Raw genomic sequence first — 16627 nt, forward strand, 5'->3', positions numbered from 1 at the left:
GAAGAAAAAGCACATGCGGCATCTGAAAGACCTTCCCGTCCTGATCCTCGGCCTCGGTGCGTCCGGGCTGGCGATGACGCGCTGGTGCGCGCGCCATGGCGCGCAGGTGACCGTGGCCGACACGCGCGAAGCGCCCGCGCTGCTCGCGACGCTGAAGGCCGAGTGGCCCGATGTCGTCTTCGTCGGCGGCCCGTTCTCGGCTGCCCTGATCGAAGGCACGCCGATTCGCGCGGTGTACCGCTCGCCGGGCCTTTCGCCCGCGACCATCGCGCCGGTGGCCGATGCGGCGCGTGCGGTCGGCTTGCCGGTCGGCGGCGAGTTGGACCTGTTCGCGCGTGCGCTGCTGGACCTGCGGACTGTCGAGGTGCCGGTGGTCGAAGCCGAGCCGGAGACTGAAGCGCCCGCGGATGTGGCCGAGCCGGTGGCTGACGTGCCAGCGGAAATCGTCGAACCCGAAGCTCAGGCGCAACTGCCGCTGGAGGCGTCGTTGCCAGACGCGGTGACTGCACCGGAAGCACCTGCATTGCCTGAAGCTGTGCAGGGCGGCGCCGTCGTTTTGACGGAAACGTTCGATGCCGAGCCGATCAACGAAACGCCAGAAGTCGCTCAAGAAGTTGCGCCAGCCGACGCGGGCGAAGCCGTGACTGAACCGGTTGCATCGACCGAATCGATTGAACCGGTGCAGGCCGCTGAATCGCCGGAGGCCACCGAGCCCGTGGAAGCTGCACAAGCCACAGAAGTCCTGCCAGAGCCGGTTGTGCCCGCCATGGCCGAAGCCATGCCGCGCGACCCGTCGATGAGCGTCGCCGTTCCTGTGCCGGAGGACAACCCGGAAGCCGCCGCGACTGAGGCCGCCCCGGAAACGCCGGAGGCCGCATCGCAAGCGGCCGATGCTGCATCGGAAGCGCCCGAAGCCACCGAAGCGACGGAAGCTCCCGTCGCTACGCCAACCGCACCCGCTTCCACCGGCTCCCGCCTGCCCACCACCGGCAAGCCCTACGTTCCCACGGCCGCCAAGGAGGCCGCCGAATTCGTCGCCAAGATTGCCGAGTTCGCCGCCACCAACCCGGCCTCCGCCGCCGCCGAAGAAGAAGCGACGCCCCAGCTCGAACTGGCGCCCGTGGCCGAGCCCGAGCCGCCCAAGGGCTACACGCCCGCGGTGCTGGCGATCACCGGCACCAACGGCAAGACCACCGTCACCGCGCTCACCGGCCAACTGGTCGAGCGCGCGGGCAAGACCGTGGCCGTGGCCGGCAACATCGGCCCGACGCTGCTCGACACGCTGTCCGCGCACATCGACGCCGACACGCTGCCCGACGTCTGGGTCCTCGAACTTTCCAGCTTCCAGCTCGATGGCGTGCAGGGCTTCGAGCCGACCGCCGCCACCGTGCTCAACCTCACGCAGGACCACCTCGACTGGCATGGCGACATGCCGGCCTACGCGGCCGCGAAGGCGCGCATCTTCGGCGCGCGCGGCCTGCTGGTGCTGAACCGCGATGACGCCGGCGTGATGGCGATGCTGCCGCCGCCCATCCGCGCCAAGCTGCAGCGCCCGCAGGTTCGCGCCCACGTCACCTTCGGCGCGACGATGCCGCTGCGCCCCGGCGACTACGGCATCGAGCGCATCAACGGCGTCGCCTGGCTGGTGCGCGCGCTGGAAGCCGACGAAACGCAAAAGCGCAAGCGCGGCGCGGTGGTCGAAGAAGAAATCTTCTTCCAGCGCCTGCTGCCCGCCGACGCGCTGCGCATCCGCGGCCGCCACAACGCCATGAACGCACTGGCGGCGCTTGCACTCGCCAGCGCCGCCGACTGCCCGCTGGGCCCGATGCTCTACGGCCTGCGCGAATACCGCGGCGAGCCGCACCGCGTGGAACCGATCGCGATGATCGACGAGGTCGAGTATTTCGACGACAGCAAGGGCACGAACGTCGGCGCCACCGTGGCCGCGCTGATCGGCCTGGGCGAAGAGCGCCGCGTGGTCGTGATTCTCGGCGGCGAGGGCAAGGGGCAAGACTTCGAGCCACTCGCGGAGCCCGTGCGCAAGTACGCGCGCGCCGTGGTGCTGATCGGGCGCGACGCGCCGATCATCGAGGCCGCGCTGGCCACCACCGGCGTCTCGCTGATGCATGCGGGTTCGATGGAAGAGGCCGTGAAGCTGGCCACCGCGCGCGCCAACCCGGGCGATGCCGTGCTGCTGTCACCGGCCTGTGCGAGCTTCGACATGTTCAAGGACTACGAGCACCGCGCCGAGGTGTTCCGCGAAGTCGTGCAGGCGCTGGCGGACAGCCCGCGCGGCATGGACGAGGACATCGGTGCGTCGCTGTCGACGTCTTCTTCATCTTCTTCTTCCTCATCCGAATCGACGGAGGAGCCGGTTTGAACCCCGCTGCCGCAGGCGCCACGCCCAACACCCGCACCAGCCGCTTCGGTGGCTGGTTCAGGCGCGCCCGCAGCGGCATCGACGCCTTGCCCATGCACCTGCCGGTGCGGCTGGGCGGCGCCGGCATTTCGCAGACCAAGGCCACGCCGATGCGCGTGCTGGGTTTCGACCAGGCGCTGGTCTGGGTCACGGTCGCGCTGCTGACCTGGGGCCTGATCATGGTGTATTCGGCCTCCATCGCGCTGCCCGACAACCCGCGTTTTGCGCGGGCCGGCTACAGCGCCTCGTTCTTCCTCACGCGGCATGCGGCCTCGGTGGTGTTCGCGTTCATCGCGGCGCTGCTGGCGTTCCAGATTCCCATGAAGACCTGGGAGCGCGCCGCGCCCTGGCTTTTCGTGGCGTCGCTGCTGCTGCTGGTGGCGGTGCTCATTCCGCACATCGGCATCAACGTGAACGGCGCGCGCCGCTGGCTGCCGATGGGCTTCATGCGCTTCCAGCCTTCGGAGCTCGCCAAGCTCGCGATGGTGCTCTATGCCGCCAGCTACATGGTGCGCAAGATGGAGATCAAGGAGCGCTTCTTTCGCGCCGTGCTTCCGATGGGCGTGGCCGTGGTGGTGGTCGGCATGCTGGTGATGGCCGAGCCCGACATGGGCGCCTTCATGGTGATCGCCGTGATTGCCATGGGCATCCTGTTTCTGGGCGGCGTGAACGCACGCATGTTCTTCGTGATTGCCGCGCTGGTGGTGATTGCCTTCGGCACCATCGTCGCGAGCAGCCCGTGGCGCCGCGAGCGCATCTTTGCGTACCTCGATCCGTGGAGCGAAGAGCACGCGCTGGGCAAGGGCTACCAGCTGTCGCACTCGCTGATCGCCATCGGGCGCGGCGAGATCTTCGGCGTGGGCCTGGGCGGCAGCGTCGAAAAGCTGCACTGGCTGCCCGAGGCGCACACCGACTTCCTGCTCGCCGTGATCGGCGAAGAGTTCGGCCTGCTGGGCGTGCTGCTGATCATCGGCATGTTCCTCTGGCTCACGCGCCGCATCATGCACATCGGCCGGCAGGCGATTGCGCTCGACCGCGTGTTTTCGGGCCTCGTGGCCCAGGGCGTCGGCGTGTGGATCGGCTTCCAGGCCTTCATCAACATGGGCGTGAACCTCGGCGCGCTGCCGACCAAGGGCCTGACCCTGCCGCTGATGAGCTTCGGCGGCTCGGCCATCCTGATGAACATGGTGGCGCTGGCGGTCGTGCTGCGTATCGACTACGAGAACCGCGTGCTGATGCGGGGAGGGCGCGTATGACCGCGCGTACCGCACTCGTCATGGCCGGTGGAACCGGCGGCCACATCTTCCCGGGGCTCGCCGTGGCGGAAGCGCTGCGCGAGCGCGGCTGGCGCGTTCACTGGCTGGGCGCGCCCGGCAGCATGGAAGAAAAACTGGTGCCGCCGCGTGGCTTCGCCTTCGAGCCGGTGCAGTTCGGCGGCGTGCGCGGCAAGGGCCCGCTCACGCTGTTCCTGCTGCCGCTGCGCCTGCTGCGCGCCTTCTGGCAGAGCTTTCGCGTGGTGCGCCGCGTCAAGCCCGACGTGCTGGTGGGCCTGGGCGGCTACATCACTTTTCCGGGCGGCATGATGGGCGTGCTGCTCAACAAGCCGCTGGTGCTGCACGAGCAGAACTCGGTCGCTGGCCTTGCCAACAAGGTGCTGGCGGGCGTGGCCGACCGTGTGTTCACGGCCTTCCCGAATGTGCTGAAGAAGGCGCAATGGGTGGGCAACCCGCTGCGCGCGGCCTTCACTTCGCAGCCCGATCCGGCCGCGCGCTTTGCGGGCCGCACCGGTCCGCTCAAGCTGCTGGTGGTGGGCGGAAGCCTTGGTGCGCGCGGCCTCAACACCGTGGTGCCGCAGGCGCTGGCGCGCATCGACGCAGCCGTGCGGCCGCGGGTGCTGCACCAGAGCGGCGCCAAGCAGATCGACGAGCTGCGCGCCAACTACATGGCCGCCGGTGTCGAGGGCGAACTCACGCCCTTCATCGAAGACACGGCGCAGGCCTACGCCGACGCCGACGTCATCGTCGCGCGCGCCGGTGCCAGCACCGTCACAGAAATCGCGGCCGTCGGCGCAGCAGCGCTGTTCGTGCCTTTCCCTTCGGCGGTCGACGACCACCAGACCACCAACGCGCGCTTCCTCGTGGATGCGGGCGGCGGCTGGCTGGTGCAACAGACCGACCTCACTCCTGAATTGCTGGCCGACTTGCTACAGAACACCGAGCGCACGACGCTGATCGAGAAGGCCACCAAGGCCAAAACCATGCAGAAGACCGAAGCCGTCGAGGCCGTCGTCCGCGCCTGCGAGGAGCTTGCCAAATGAAGCACGCGATTCGTCACATCCATTTCGTGGGCGTTGGTGGCTCGGGCATGAGCGGCATTGCCGAAGTGCTGCTGAACCTGGGCTACAAGATCACCGGCTCCGACCTGTCCGACAGCGTCACGCTGCGCCGGCTCGCGGGCCTGGGCATCGGCACCTTCGTCGGCCATGCGGCGGCGCACATCGACGGCGCCGACGCAGTCGTCACTTCGACCGCGGTGCAATCGGACAACCCCGAGGTGCTGGCCGCGCGCGAAAAGCGCATTCCGGTCGTGCCGCGCGCGCTGATGCTGGCCGAGCTGATGCGGCTGAAGCAGGGCATTGCCATTGCCGGCACGCACGGCAAGACCACCACCACCAGCCTCGTGGCGAGCGTGCTCGACGCCGCCGGGCTCGACCCGACCTTCGTGATCGGCGGGCGGCTGAACAGCGCGGGCGCCAATGCGCAGCTGGGCAGCGGCGACTACATCGTGGTCGAGGCCGACGAATCGGACGCCTCGTTCCTGAACCTGCTGCCCGTGATGGCGGTGGTCACGAACATCGACGCCGACCACATGGAGACCTACGGGCACGACTTCGCGAAGCTCAAGAAAGCCTTCGTCGACTTCCTGCACCGCATGCCGTTCTACGGCGTGGCCATTCTCTGCACCGACGACCCGGCCGTGCGCGACATCGTGGCCGACGTCACCTGCCCGGTCACCAGCTACGGCTTCGGCGAAGATGCCCAGGTGCGCGCCATCGACGTGCGCGCCGTGGGCGGCCAGATGCATTTCACCGCGCAGCGCCGCAACGGCGTGACGCTGCCCGACCTGCCCATCGTGCTGAACCTGCCGGGCGAGCACAACGTGCGCAACGCGCTGTCGGTGATCGCCGTGGCGGTCGAGCTCGGCATTCCCGACGAAGCCGTGCAGCGTGGCCTGGCCGGCTTCAAGGGCGTGGGCCGCCGCTTCCAGAGCTACGGCGATGTGCGGGTGCCGGACGATGCCGGCAGCTTCACCGTGATCGACGACTACGGCCACCACCCGGTCGAAATGGCGGCCACCATCGCGGCCGCGCGCGGCGCCTTCCCGGGCCGCCGGCTGGTGCTGGCCTTCCAGCCGCACCGCTACACCCGCACGCGCGACTGCTTCGAAGACTTCGTGAAGGTCATCGGCACCGCCGATTCGGTGCTGCTGGGCGAGGTCTATGCCGCCGGCGAGGCGCCCATCGTGGCGGCCGACGGCCGCACGCTGGCGCGCGCCCTGCGCGTGGCCGGCAAGGTCGAGCCGGTTTTCGTCGACGACATCGGCGCCATGCCGCAAGCCATTCTCGACAACGCCCGTGCCGGCGACGTGGTGCTCTGCATGGGCGCCGGGTCCATCGGCGCGGTGCCGGGCAAGGTGGTCGAACTCGGCACAACAGCCGCCGTGGCCGCCGTGGCCGCGGCGCCGTCCTCATCAACATCGGAGCGCGCAGCGCGCAAGGGGAGGGCCTCATGAGCCTTCAAGATCCAAAACTGTTCGGCAAGGTGGCCGTGCTGTTCGGCGGCACCTCCGCCGAACGCGAGATTTCATTGATGTCGGGCACCGGCGTGCTCGAGGCCCTGCGTTCGCGCGGCGTCGACGCGCATGCCTTCGACCCGGCGCAGCGCGAGCTGGCCGACCTGAAGCGCGAAGGCTTCGCACGCTGCTTCGTCGCGCTGCACGGCCGCCATGGCGAAGACGGCACCGTGCAGGGCGCGCTCGAACTGCTGGGCATTCCCTACACCGGCTCGGGCGTGATGGCCTCGAGCGTGGCCATGGACAAGGTCATGACCAAGCGCATCTGGCAGGCCGACGGCCTGCCGACGCCCAAGTACGTGCGCCTGGCCTTCGACCAGCAAAGCCGCGAACAGATCATGGCCGTGCCCGACGTTCTCGGCCTGCCCGTGATCGTGAAGCCGCCGCGCGAGGGCTCGTCCATCGGCGTGACCAAGGTCGAGGGCTACTCGCAGATGCAGGAAGCCGTCACGCTGTCCGCCAGGTACGACGCCGACGTGCTGTGCGAGGAATTCATCGAAGGCGAGGAAGTGACCTGCGCCGTGCTGGGCCACGGGCTCGACGCGCGCGCATTGCCGGTGGTGCGCATCGCCGCGCCCGAAGGTGCCTACGACTACCAGAACAAGTACTTCACCGACGACGTGAAGTACCACTGCCCGAGCGGGCTGCCCGAGGCGGAAGAGCGCGAGATCCAGCGCATCACGCTGGCCGCGTACCGCACGCTCGGCTGCCGCGGCTGGGGCCGCGCCGACGTGATGATCCGCGCCAGCGACCGCAAGCCCTTCCTGCTCGAGATGAACACCTCGCCCGGCATGACCGGCCATTCGCTGGTGCCTATCTCGGCCCGCGCGGCAGGCATTCCGTACGAAGAACTGTGCGTGCGGGTGCTGGCCTCGGCCACGCTCGACGCCACGGGAGGCTCGCAATAGCCATGGCCGACAGCATCTCCGCACCCTTCGACGTCAAGCTCATGAACATCGTGGCGAACCTCGCGTTCGCCGCGGTGGCGCTCATGCTGCTTGCCGCGGGTGCGTGGTGGGTGCTGCGGCAACCTTTCTTCCCGCTGGGCGGCATCAAGGTCGATGGCGAGGTCACGCACAACAACGCGGTCACGCTGCGCGCCAACGTGGCGCCGCAGCTGAACGGCAACTTCTTCACCATCGACCTGGCGCGTGCGCGCACCGCCTTCGAGTCGGTGCCATGGGTGCGCAGCGCGGTGGTGCGGCGCGAGTTTCCCAACAAGCTGCGCGTGACGCTGACCGAGCAGGTGCCGGTGGCCAACTGGGGCGACGAGTCGGGCTCCAAGCTCATCAACGGTTTCGGCGACGTGTTCGAAGCCAACGTGGCCGAGGTCGACGACAACCTGCCGCGCCTGGACGGCCCGATCGAGCAGGCCGGCCAGGTGCTGGGCATGTACCGCGTGCTCGCGCCGCAGTTCCAGCCCTACGACTTCAGCATCGACGAGCTCACGCTGTCGAGCCGGGGCAGCTGGCGCGTGGTGCTGGACACCGGCGCGCAGATCGAGCTGGGCCGCGGACAGAGCGAGGAAGTGACGGCGCGCCTGCAGCGTTTCCTGAAGACCGTGACCCAGGTCGCGGGCCAGTACAAGCGCACGGTGGCCGATGTCGAAGGCGCCGATCTGCGCCACAACGACGCGTATGCATTGCGGCTGCGCGGCGTCACCACGGTCTCTCCGGAGACCCCAAGAAGAATCAAGTAGCGCTCATCGAGAAATCGAGGACATATCTCAATGCCTAAAGAATACAAAGACCTGGTCGTAGGACTCGACATCGGCACCGCCAAAGTGATGGTGGTGGTGGCCGAGGTGCTGCCCGGCGGCGAACTCAAGCTGGCGGGGCTCGGGATTGCGCCGAGCAATGGCCTGAAGCGCGGCGTGGTGGTGAACATCGACGCCACCGTGCAGAGCATCCAGCAGGCACTGAAAGAAGCCGAGCTGATGGCCGACTGCAAGATCAGCCGCGTCTACACCGGCATCACCGGCAGCCACATCCGCGGCATCAACTCCAGCGGCATGGTGGCGGTGAAGGACAAGGAAGTCACGCCCGCCGACGTGGCCCGCGTGGTCGAGACGGCGCGCGCCATCAACATCTCCAGCGACCAGCGCCTGTTGCTGGTCGAGCCGCAGGAGTTCGTGATCGACGGCCAAGACGTGAAGGAGCCGATCGGCATGAGCGGCATGCGCCTGGAGGCCAAGGTGCACATCGTGACCGGCGCGCAGAGCGCGGCCGAGAACATCATCAAGTGCGTGCGCCGCTGCGGCCTGGAGGTCGACCAGCTGATGCTGAACCCGCTGGCTTCGAGCCAGGCGGTGCTGACCGAAGACGAGCGCGAACTGGGCGTGGTGCTGGTCGACATCGGCGCGGGCACCACCGACGTGGCGATCTTCACCAACGGCGCGATCCGCCACACGGCGGTGATCCCGATTGCGGGCGACCTCATCACCAGCGACATCGCCATGGCGCTGCGCACGCCCACCAAGGACGCGGAAGACATCAAGGTCGAGAGCGGCTATGCCAAGCAACTGCTGGCCGACCCCGACCAGCAGGTGGAAGTGCCGGGCCTGGGCGACCGCGGTCCGCGCATGCTGAGCAAGCAGGCACTGGCCGGCGTGATCGAGCCGCGCATCGAGGAAATCTTCTCGCTGGTGCAGCAGGTGGTGCGCGAGTCGGGCTACGAAGAGGTGTTGTCTTCGGGCGTGGTGCTCACTGGCGGCAGCGCGGTGATGCCCGGCATGGTCGAGCTTGGCGAAGACATCTTCCTGAAGCCGGTGCGCCGCGGCATTCCGAAGTATTCGAGCGCGCTCTCGGACATGGTGGCGCAGCCTCGCGCGGCCACCGTGATGGGCCTGCTCGAGGAAGCACGTTTTGCACGCATGCGTGGCTTCAAGGTCGCACAGAAGAACGGGTCCGTAAAGACTGCGTTCGGACGTTTCAAGGACTTCATCGTGGGGAACTTCTGACCATGCATCACTCCCCACTCTGGCTCGCACGCGGAAGCCCTCCACTGCATTTCAACGAGCGATGGCGACGAACAGGTCCACCGCGACGACGACCCCATCGTTGATCTCGCTACGGCACAAGAAATATTCATAGATACATAACGGCAACTGCAAAATTCAAGGAGTTAAAAATGACCATCGAAATGATCGAAGTCGAAGAGTTCAATCAGGGCACGCAGATCAAGGTGATCGGTGTTGGCGGTGGCGGCGGCAATGCGGTCGCCCACATGATGGAGCGTGGTGTGCAGGGCGTTCAGTTCGTCTGCGCGAACACCGATGCACAGGCGCTCACGCGCAGCAACGCCAACAAGATCATCCAGCTCGGCACCAGCGGCCTGGGCGCCGGCAGCAAGCCCGACAAGGGCCGTGAAGCCGCCGAGCTTGCGGTGGACGAAATCCGCGCGGCCATCGATGGCGCGCACATGCTGTTCATCACGGCAGGCATGGGTGGCGGCACGGGCACCGGTGCCGCACCGGTGATCGCGCGCATCGCCAAGGAAATGGGCATCCTCACCGTGGGTGTGGTGACCAAGCCCTTCGACTGGGAAGGCGGCCGCCGCATGAAGAATGCGGACGACGGCCTGGCCGAGCTCGAAGCCAATGTCGACTCGCTGATCGTGGTGCTGAACGAGAAGCTGCTCGACGTGCTGGGCGACGACATCACCCAGGACGAAGCCTTCGCGCACGCCAACGACGTGCTGAAGAACGCCGTGGGCGGCATCTCGGAAATCATCAACGAGTACGGCGGCGTGAACGTCGACTTCGAAGACGTGCGCACCGTGATGGGCGAACCCGGCAAGGCCATGATGGGCACGGCCGCGGCCGCGGGCCCGGACCGCGCGCGCATCGCCGCCGAACAGGCCGTGGCCTGCCCGCTGCTCGAAGGCATCGACCTGTCGGGCGCCAAGGGCGTGCTGGTGCTGGTGACGGCATCGAAGGGCTCGCTGAAGCTGAACGAGTCGAAGCTCGCGATGAACACCATCCGCGCCTACGCCTCGCCCGATGCCCACGTGATCTACGGCGCGGCCTACGACGAGAACCTCGGCGACGAGATGCGCGTGACCGTGGTGGCCACGGGCCTGTCGCGTGCCGATGCACGCCGCCAGGCCCCGACGCTGGAAGTGATTCGCACCGGCACCGACAACATCGCCTTCACCGTGCCCACGCTGGGCGGCACCGGCCACGCCAGCAGCAGCGGCGGCAGCCAGCCGAACTACGACGGCATGGCGGTTCCCAGCGTGTGGCGTACCAACCGCACGATGGCCGCGGCCAAGGTGGATGCACTGTCGTCGGGCGGCATGGACGACTTCGAGATCCCCGCGTTCCTGCGCCGCCAGGCTGACTGATCACAGGGCGCTTTCACCGGTCTCTTCAGAGGCTGGTGAAGGTGGCCCTCGACTGAACGCTCAGGGCACGAGGGTTCGCAAGGGGTACAGGGAAGACCTGAAAGGGATTTCCGCTGGCTCTAGGCGCTGCGCTCACCTCGTGCCCTTTGCGTCCATCGCGGGCGTCCCACGCCAGTCATAGAACCCATGTCTATCGGTGCCATAGCGAGGGGCATAGGCCGCCATGCCCGTGGCGCGCCTAAAATCCCCGGCGTGCTGCAACAACGAACCCTCAAGTCGATCAGCCGCGCCGTGGGCGTGGGGCTTCACAGCGGGCAACGCGTGGAGCTGACCCTGCGGCCGGCCCCGGCCGACACGGGCATCGTGTTCCGCCGCGTCGACCTGCCCGAGCCGGTCGAGATCCGCATGACCGCCGAAGCGGTGACCGACACGCGCCTGGCGTCCACGGTCTCCACCGGCGGCGCCAAGGTGCAGACGGTCGAGCACATCATGTCGGCCTGCGCGGGCCTGGGCATCGACAACCTCTACATCGACATCACGGCCGACGAAGTGCCGATCCTCGACGGATCGGCCTCGTCCTTCGTGTTCCTGCTGCAAAGCGCGGGCATCGAGCTGCAGAAGGCACCGCGCCGCTTCATCCGCGTGACCCGCAAGGTCGAGGTGCGCGAAGGCGAGGGCGCCAACGAGAAGTGGGCAAGCCTGGAGCCGTACCACGGCTTCAAGCTGAGCTTCGAGATCGACTTCGACCACCGTGTCGTCAACTCCACCGGCCAGCGCGTGGAGTTCGACCTGGGCAGCGATTCGTACAGCCGCGACATCGCGCGCGCGCGCACCTTCGGCTTCACCAAAGAAGTCGAGTACATGCGCAGCAAGGGCCTGGCGCTCGGCGGTGGGCTGGACAACGCCATCGTGATGGACGACACCAAGGTGCTGAATGCGGGCGGCCTGCGCTACGACGACGAGTTCGTGAAGCACAAGATCCTGGACGCCATGGGCGACCTGTACATCATCGGCAAGCCGCTGCTGGCCGCGTACACCGCGTTCCGTTCGGGCCATGCGCTGAACAACAAGCTGTTGCGCGAACTGCTGGCCAACGGCGACGCCTACGAAGTCGTGACCTTCGAAGACGAAAAGCGCGCACCGCGCGGTTTCGGCGAAGTGGCGCGGGCCTGGTAGGCCTGCCGCCGCATTCACACCCACCCCTCGCGCATTCATGCTTCTCTTTCGCTGGGCCATCCTGCTGCTTCTGCTGGTGGCCGGCGTGTCTTTTGCGTTCTACGCCGGCACGGGGCAGGTCAAGTACCGGCGCCTGGGCTGGACTGTGCTCAAGTGGACGCTGCTGGCGGCCTTCGGCTTCTTTGCGGTGCTGATCGCCGAGCGCGTGGCCTAGCCTTCGGGCACTCGTTCGATTCGCCCGATTCGTTCGCATGTCCGGAAACGGCATGCCGCGCAAGCGCAGGCGCCGCACGATGGCGCCATGAACACCGCTACCCAACAAGTCCCTCGCAATCCATTCGGCGTGCAGGACGCACCCGATCCGAACGGTGAAGACATCGACCGGTTTGCCGCCAGCGTGCGCCTCGATGGCGCGGCCAGCGACGTCAATGCCGAGGCCTGGGGCCGGCGCGCCTCTCCGCTTCAGGCTTCGTCCATCGGCGGCAACTGGTCCAGCCGCTGGAACGGTGGCGCGGACCCCGCGGTGCTCGGCGACACCGCCGCAGCCTGGAAGGAAGGCGAGGCCCGCGTGAAGATGGCCCTTGGCCGCGTCTACATCCTGTTCGACTGGAGCGACGGCGCGCGCCGGGCCTTGCTCGACGTGCGGCAGGTCGGCCTTCACCGGCTCGTGGGCCGCTACATCAACCTGGGCAACCCGGCCATCACGCAGCCGTGGGCGGGGCTGATCGTCGACAACCACCGGATCGACGGCCGCTGGACCCACGGGCGGCTGGATTTCAGGCGATAGCCTCCGGTTTCAGGCCGTGGCCAGTGCCTGCAAGGCCTGCACCTGCTGCGCCAGCAGCGGCCCCTTGCGGTGCGCCGGCACCAGCAGCATGACCGTGTCTCCCAGCGCCTTCGGCCGGCCCCAGGGCGCGTGCAGTTTGCCCTGTGCCAGCAGCGGCGCCACGAGCTGCTCCCGGCCCATCAGCACGCCTTCGCCGTCGAGCGCGGCCTGCAGCGCGAGGCTGTAGAGCGAGAAGTCCGGGCCCGCCGCCCAGGCATCGGCCTCGGCCGCAGTGGTGCCAGGGCGCACGGCCTGCAGCCAGCGCGACCAGTCGTCATGCCACACGGTGTCGTGCAGGCCGCCGCAGCGCAGCAGCACATCGGCCAGGTCGTCGAGCGACCGCGGCCGGCCGCTGGCCTGCTGATCGCGAAGACGAGGGCTGCAGACGGGCACGAGCCTGTCGCGTGCCAGCGCGATGGCCTGTGCGCCGACGGCTGTCTCGATGTGTTCGCCGGTGCGCGCATAGAACAGGCCGAGGTCGAAGGGTTCGCGCCGGAAGTTCGGTGGCTGTTCCAGTGCCGTCACCGACACCTGCACGCCGGGCAGCGCCGCCTTCAGCCGCGAGAGCCGGGGCGATAGCCACAGCTGCGCGACGGCGGGCAATGCCGTCACCTGCAGCGTGCTGCGGCGTGCGGCGGTCTGCGTTTCATGCCGCAGCGCCTGCACCGCCAGGCCGAGCTGGTCGACCGCCGCACTGAGCGCGGGCAATGCGCGCCGCCCGTGGGCGCTCAGGCGTATGCCCTGGCTGTGCCGCTCGAACAGCGCGCCGCCGGCCCAGGTTTCCAGCGTCTTGATCTGCTGCGCGACGGCAGCGGGCGTGACGAACAGCTCTTCGGCCGCCCGCGCGAAACTGCCGTGGCGCGCAGCCGCTTCGAAAGCGCGAACGGCGGTGTGCGGCGGCAGGCGAGGGCGGGGTGGTGCGAGCGGCATGGGGGTGCGTGGGAGGTAATTCAGCCCTAGTTTTTCTAGGCCCAAGGACTAGATTATCCGGTTTGCCCGACCGTGCGAAGCGCGCGACGATGCGCTCACTCTTCACTTCCAGCGAGATACGCCGCATGCCCACCGCTCTCCAACGCCGCTCCTGGGTGCCTGCCGCCAGTGAAGACCACGTGCTTTCGATTGCCGGCGATGCGGCGGCGCGCGACGCGGCCGGCGTCGCCGCCGAGATCGAAAGGCTGGCGGCCGACAACCACCGCATCCATGACGTCGATGGCCTGAACCTCAACCCCGCCACCAACGTGATGAACCCGGCCGCCGAGGCGCTGCTGTCGCGCGGCTTGGGCTCGCGCCCATCGCTTGGTTATCCAGGCGACAAGTACGAGATGGGGCTGGACGCCATCGAGCGCATCGAGGTCATTGCGGCCGAGCTTGCCGCCGAAGTGTTCGGCGCCAGGTTTGCCGAGGTGCGCGTGAGTTCGGGCGCCTTGTCGAACCTCTATGTGTTCATGGCGACCTGCAAGCCGGGCGACACCATCATCGCGCCGCCACCGGCCATCGGCGGCCACGTCACGCACCATTCGGCGGGCGCGGCCGGCCTGTACGGGCTGAACACGGTGCCAGCGCCGGTCGATGCCGACGGCTACACGGTCGACGTGATGGCATTGGCGAAGCTCGCGCGCGAGCTGAAGCCGAAGCTCATCACCATCGGCGGCAGCCTGAACCTGTTTCCGCACCCCGTGCCGGCCATCCGCGAGGTTGCCGACAGCGTGGGCGCGAAGCTGCTGTTCGACGCCGCGCATCTCTCGGGCATGGTGGCCGGCAAGGCATGGCCGCAGCCGCTCGAAGAGGGCGCGCACGCCATCACCATGAGCACCTACAAGAGCCTGGGCGGCCCGGCGGGCGGTTTGATCGTGTCGAACGATGCGGCGCTGATGGAGCGCATCGACGCCATCGCCTACCCCGGCCTCACGGCCAACTCCGATGCGGGCCGCACCGCGGCATTGGCGCGTGGCCTGCTCGACTGGAAGGTGCATGGCAAGGCCTACGCGGCGGCGATGCGCGAGACCGCGCAGGCGCTCGCGCGCGCACTCGATGCCGAGGGACTGCCGGTGTTTGCCAAGGCACGCGGCTTCACGCAGTCGCATCAGTTCGCGGTCGAGGCCGCGCGTTGGAGCGGCGGGCAACGTGCCGCGAAGAAGCTGGCCGAAGGCGGCCTGCTGGCCTGCGGCATCGGCCTGCCGATTGCACCGGTCGAAGGCGACATCAACGGGTTGCGGCTCGGCGTGCCGGAAATCGTGCGGCTCGGCTTCATGCCCGAAGACATGCCTCAACTTGCATCGTGGATCGCCCGCGCGCTGGACGGCGATGCGGCATCTGTCGTCACCGAAGTCCGCGAGCGCCGCACGCGGCTCGGCGACCTGCGCTACATCGTGCGCTGAAGAATCAGCGCGAACGCCCTTGCCGGTAGGTGCCAGCGTGGGTCTTCGACAGCTCGGCGGCTTCGGCCAGCCGCGCCATCGAACGCCCGACCTGCGCATGCGTGATGGCAATGCCCAGCGCGTCGGCCGCATCGGCGCCGGGCAGGCCCGGCAGTTCGAGCAGGCGCTTCACCATTTCCTGCACCTGCGCCTTGGCAGCCTGGCCGTGGCCCGCCACCGCCTTCTTCATCTGCAGCGCGGTGTACTCGGCCACCGTGAGGTTGTTGTTGACCAGCGAGGTCACGCAGGCGCCGCGCGCCTGCCCCAGCAGCAGCGTCGACTGCGGGTTGACGTTGACGAAGATGATTTCGACGGCGGACGCATCGGGCTGGTAGCGCGCGACGACTTCCGCGATGCCGTCGAACAGCACCTTCAGCCGCGCCGGCAGGTTGCCGGTGCCCAGGTGCCGCGTGCTGATGGTGCCGCTGGCCACGTAGCGTAGCGCGTGGCCGTCCGCATCGACCACGCCGAAGCCGGTGGTCGTCAAGCCGGGGTCGATGCCGAGAATGCGCATATCTGTCAGGCGTTGAAGTACCAGCGGATCGAGTGAAAGAAAATCGGTGCCGCGAAGCACAGCGCATCGACGCGGTCCAGCAGGCCGTTGGCGCCCGTCACGCCCACGCCCTTCTTGCCCCAGTTGGGAATGCCGCGGTCGCGCTTGAGCGCCTTCATCACCAGGTGGCCCATCGAGCCCGCGATGCAGGCAATGACCGACACCGCGAGCGCCTGCCCGAACTTGAACGGCGTGATGAACGAGAACAGCGCGCCCACCAGGCTGGCCACCACGATGCCGATGCCCCAACTGGTCCAGTTGAAGCTGCGGCTCACGTTGGGCGCGAACGGCGGGCGCTGCGTGCGGCGCGAGATCAGGTGCTGCACCAGCACAGAGGTCTGCACCACGAACACCAGGAAGAACACGAGAAACGCGCTCTTGCCCTCGTAGCCCGGAAAACTCAGCAGCAGCAGCGCCGGCACGTGGCTCATGCCGTAGACGCAGACCATGATGCCCCACTGCAGCTTGGCGTTGCGCTCCAGGAAGTGGCTGGGGTCGTTCGACAGTGCGCTGGCGACCGGGATGGCGAGGAACACGTAGACCGGAATGAACACGGTGAACAGGTCGAAGCGCGCGGTGGCGACCAGCCAGAACTGGATGGGCAGCACGACGAAGAAGGCGAGGATGAGGCTGCGGTGGTCGCCGCGCCGTGTGGGCGAGAGGGTGATGAACTCGCGCAGCGCAAAGAAGGAGATGAGCGCGAAGAGCACGGTGGCGACCGTTTCGCCGAGCGCCCAGCCGATCCAGAAGATGACGACCATGAACCAGGTGGTGCCGAGCAGCGCGCGGAAGTGCGCGAGTTCGGCTTGCCAGGTGGCATCGTGGACGGGGTTGCGCTTTTCCCTGAAGCTCAGGAAGAAGGCGGTGGTGCTGACGATGATGAGCAGGCCGAAGACGATGAGGAAGAGGGCGGCGACCTGCTGGGTCGGGGTGAGGCTGCGCAGGAACTGGTTCATTTCAGCTGTTTCCGCGCGTTGCGTTGCTTGGGTTTTTGGGTGCTGCTGATTGGAGCGGGGTCATTCTTGGTTTGTGCGACTGAC

Annotated in this window: 15 protein-coding genes; 12 read left to right on the forward strand and 3 right to left on the reverse strand. The window is 67.9% G+C overall.

Annotation, left to right across the window (positions count from 1 at the left end; all coding sequences use genetic code 11):
* Nucleotides 1-13: 13 nt before the first annotated feature.
* The 11 genes from murD (at nt 14) to DBV14_RS15095 (ending at nt 12578) form a co-directional block, all read left to right on the forward strand.
* A complete protein-coding gene (gene murD, locus DBV14_RS15050; RefSeq protein ID WP_124459965.1) occupies nt 14-2380 on the forward strand; it encodes a UDP-N-acetylmuramoyl-L-alanine--D-glutamate ligase in 2367 nt (788 codons plus the stop codon).
* The gene (gene ftsW, locus DBV14_RS15055; RefSeq protein WP_124459966.1) at nt 2377-3675 is read left to right on the forward strand and encodes a putative lipid II flippase FtsW; all 1299 of its coding nucleotides are present in this window, start codon (nt 2377-2379) and stop codon (nt 3673-3675) included. Before murD ends, ftsW begins: the two co-directional genes overlap by 4 nt.
* On the forward strand, nt 3672-4736 hold the full coding sequence (gene murG, locus DBV14_RS15060; protein WP_124459967.1) for an undecaprenyldiphospho-muramoylpentapeptide beta-N-acetylglucosaminyltransferase: 1065 nt from the start codon (nt 3672-3674) through the stop codon (nt 4734-4736). The genes ftsW and murG overlap by 4 nt, the downstream gene beginning before the upstream one ends.
* Nucleotides 4733-6211: a UDP-N-acetylmuramate--L-alanine ligase gene (gene murC, locus DBV14_RS15065; RefSeq protein WP_124459968.1), complete on the forward strand. Its 1479-nt coding sequence runs from the start codon at nt 4733-4735 to the stop codon at nt 6209-6211. The genes murG and murC overlap by 4 nt, the downstream gene beginning before the upstream one ends.
* Nucleotides 6208-7179 (forward strand): D-alanine--D-alanine ligase, encoded by a 972-nt coding sequence (locus tag DBV14_RS15070; RefSeq protein WP_124459969.1) that lies wholly within the window; start codon nt 6208-6210, stop codon nt 7177-7179. Before murC ends, DBV14_RS15070 begins: the two co-directional genes overlap by 4 nt.
* A gap of 2 nt (nt 7180-7181) precedes the next feature.
* Nucleotides 7182-7970, forward strand: a complete 789-nt coding sequence (locus DBV14_RS15075; protein ID WP_124459970.1) for a cell division protein FtsQ/DivIB — start codon at nt 7182-7184, stop codon at nt 7968-7970.
* Between the two features lie 30 nt (nt 7971-8000).
* Complete coding sequence (gene ftsA / locus DBV14_RS15080) at nt 8001-9230, forward strand: cell division protein FtsA (protein ID WP_013539446.1); 1230 nt, start codon at nt 8001-8003, stop codon at nt 9228-9230.
* A gap of 170 nt (nt 9231-9400) precedes the next feature.
* Nucleotides 9401-10615 (forward strand): cell division protein FtsZ, encoded by a 1215-nt coding sequence (gene ftsZ / locus DBV14_RS15085; RefSeq protein ID WP_124459971.1) that lies wholly within the window; start codon nt 9401-9403, stop codon nt 10613-10615.
* A gap of 252 nt (nt 10616-10867) precedes the next feature.
* On the forward strand, nt 10868-11791 hold the full coding sequence (gene lpxC / locus DBV14_RS15090) for a UDP-3-O-acyl-N-acetylglucosamine deacetylase (RefSeq protein WP_124459972.1): 924 nt from the start codon (nt 10868-10870) through the stop codon (nt 11789-11791).
* A gap of 37 nt (nt 11792-11828) precedes the next feature.
* Complete coding sequence (locus DBV14_RS33440; protein ID WP_185546023.1) at nt 11829-12005, forward strand: hypothetical protein; 177 nt, start codon at nt 11829-11831, stop codon at nt 12003-12005.
* Nucleotides 12006-12092: 87 nt separating this feature from the next.
* Entirely contained in the window at nt 12093-12578 is a 486-nt protein-coding gene (locus DBV14_RS15095) for a hypothetical protein (protein ID WP_124459973.1), read from the forward strand.
* Between the two features lie 9 nt (nt 12579-12587).
* Here the strand turns inward: DBV14_RS15095 and DBV14_RS15100 are convergent, their stop codons facing one another.
* A complete protein-coding gene (locus DBV14_RS15100) occupies nt 12588-13547 on the reverse strand; it encodes a LysR family transcriptional regulator (protein ID WP_124459974.1) in 960 nt (319 codons plus the stop codon).
* 125 nt (nt 13548-13672) lie between these two features.
* On the opposite strand from DBV14_RS15100, the gene glyA reads away from it, so the two are divergent.
* Nucleotides 13673-14995: a serine hydroxymethyltransferase gene (glyA, locus tag DBV14_RS15105; protein WP_124459975.1), complete on the forward strand. Its 1323-nt coding sequence runs from the start codon at nt 13673-13675 to the stop codon at nt 14993-14995.
* Between the two features lie 4 nt (nt 14996-14999).
* Here the strand turns inward: glyA and ruvC are convergent, their stop codons facing one another.
* Both ruvC and DBV14_RS15115 read right to left on the reverse strand, forming a co-directional pair.
* A complete protein-coding gene (gene ruvC, locus DBV14_RS15110; protein ID WP_124459976.1) occupies nt 15000-15548 on the reverse strand; it encodes a crossover junction endodeoxyribonuclease RuvC in 549 nt (182 codons plus the stop codon).
* A 5-nt stretch (nt 15549-15553) separates the two neighbouring features.
* Nucleotides 15554-16543: a phosphatidate cytidylyltransferase gene (locus tag DBV14_RS15115; RefSeq protein WP_124459977.1), complete on the reverse strand. Its 990-nt coding sequence runs from the start codon at nt 16541-16543 to the stop codon at nt 15554-15556.
* Between the last annotated feature and the right edge of the window lie 84 nt (nt 16544-16627).

Origin of the sequence: Variovorax sp. KBW07 (assembly GCF_003852515.1) — a bacterium.
In the GTDB taxonomy this organism is placed as follows: Bacteria; Pseudomonadota; Gammaproteobacteria; order Burkholderiales; family Burkholderiaceae_C; genus Variovorax.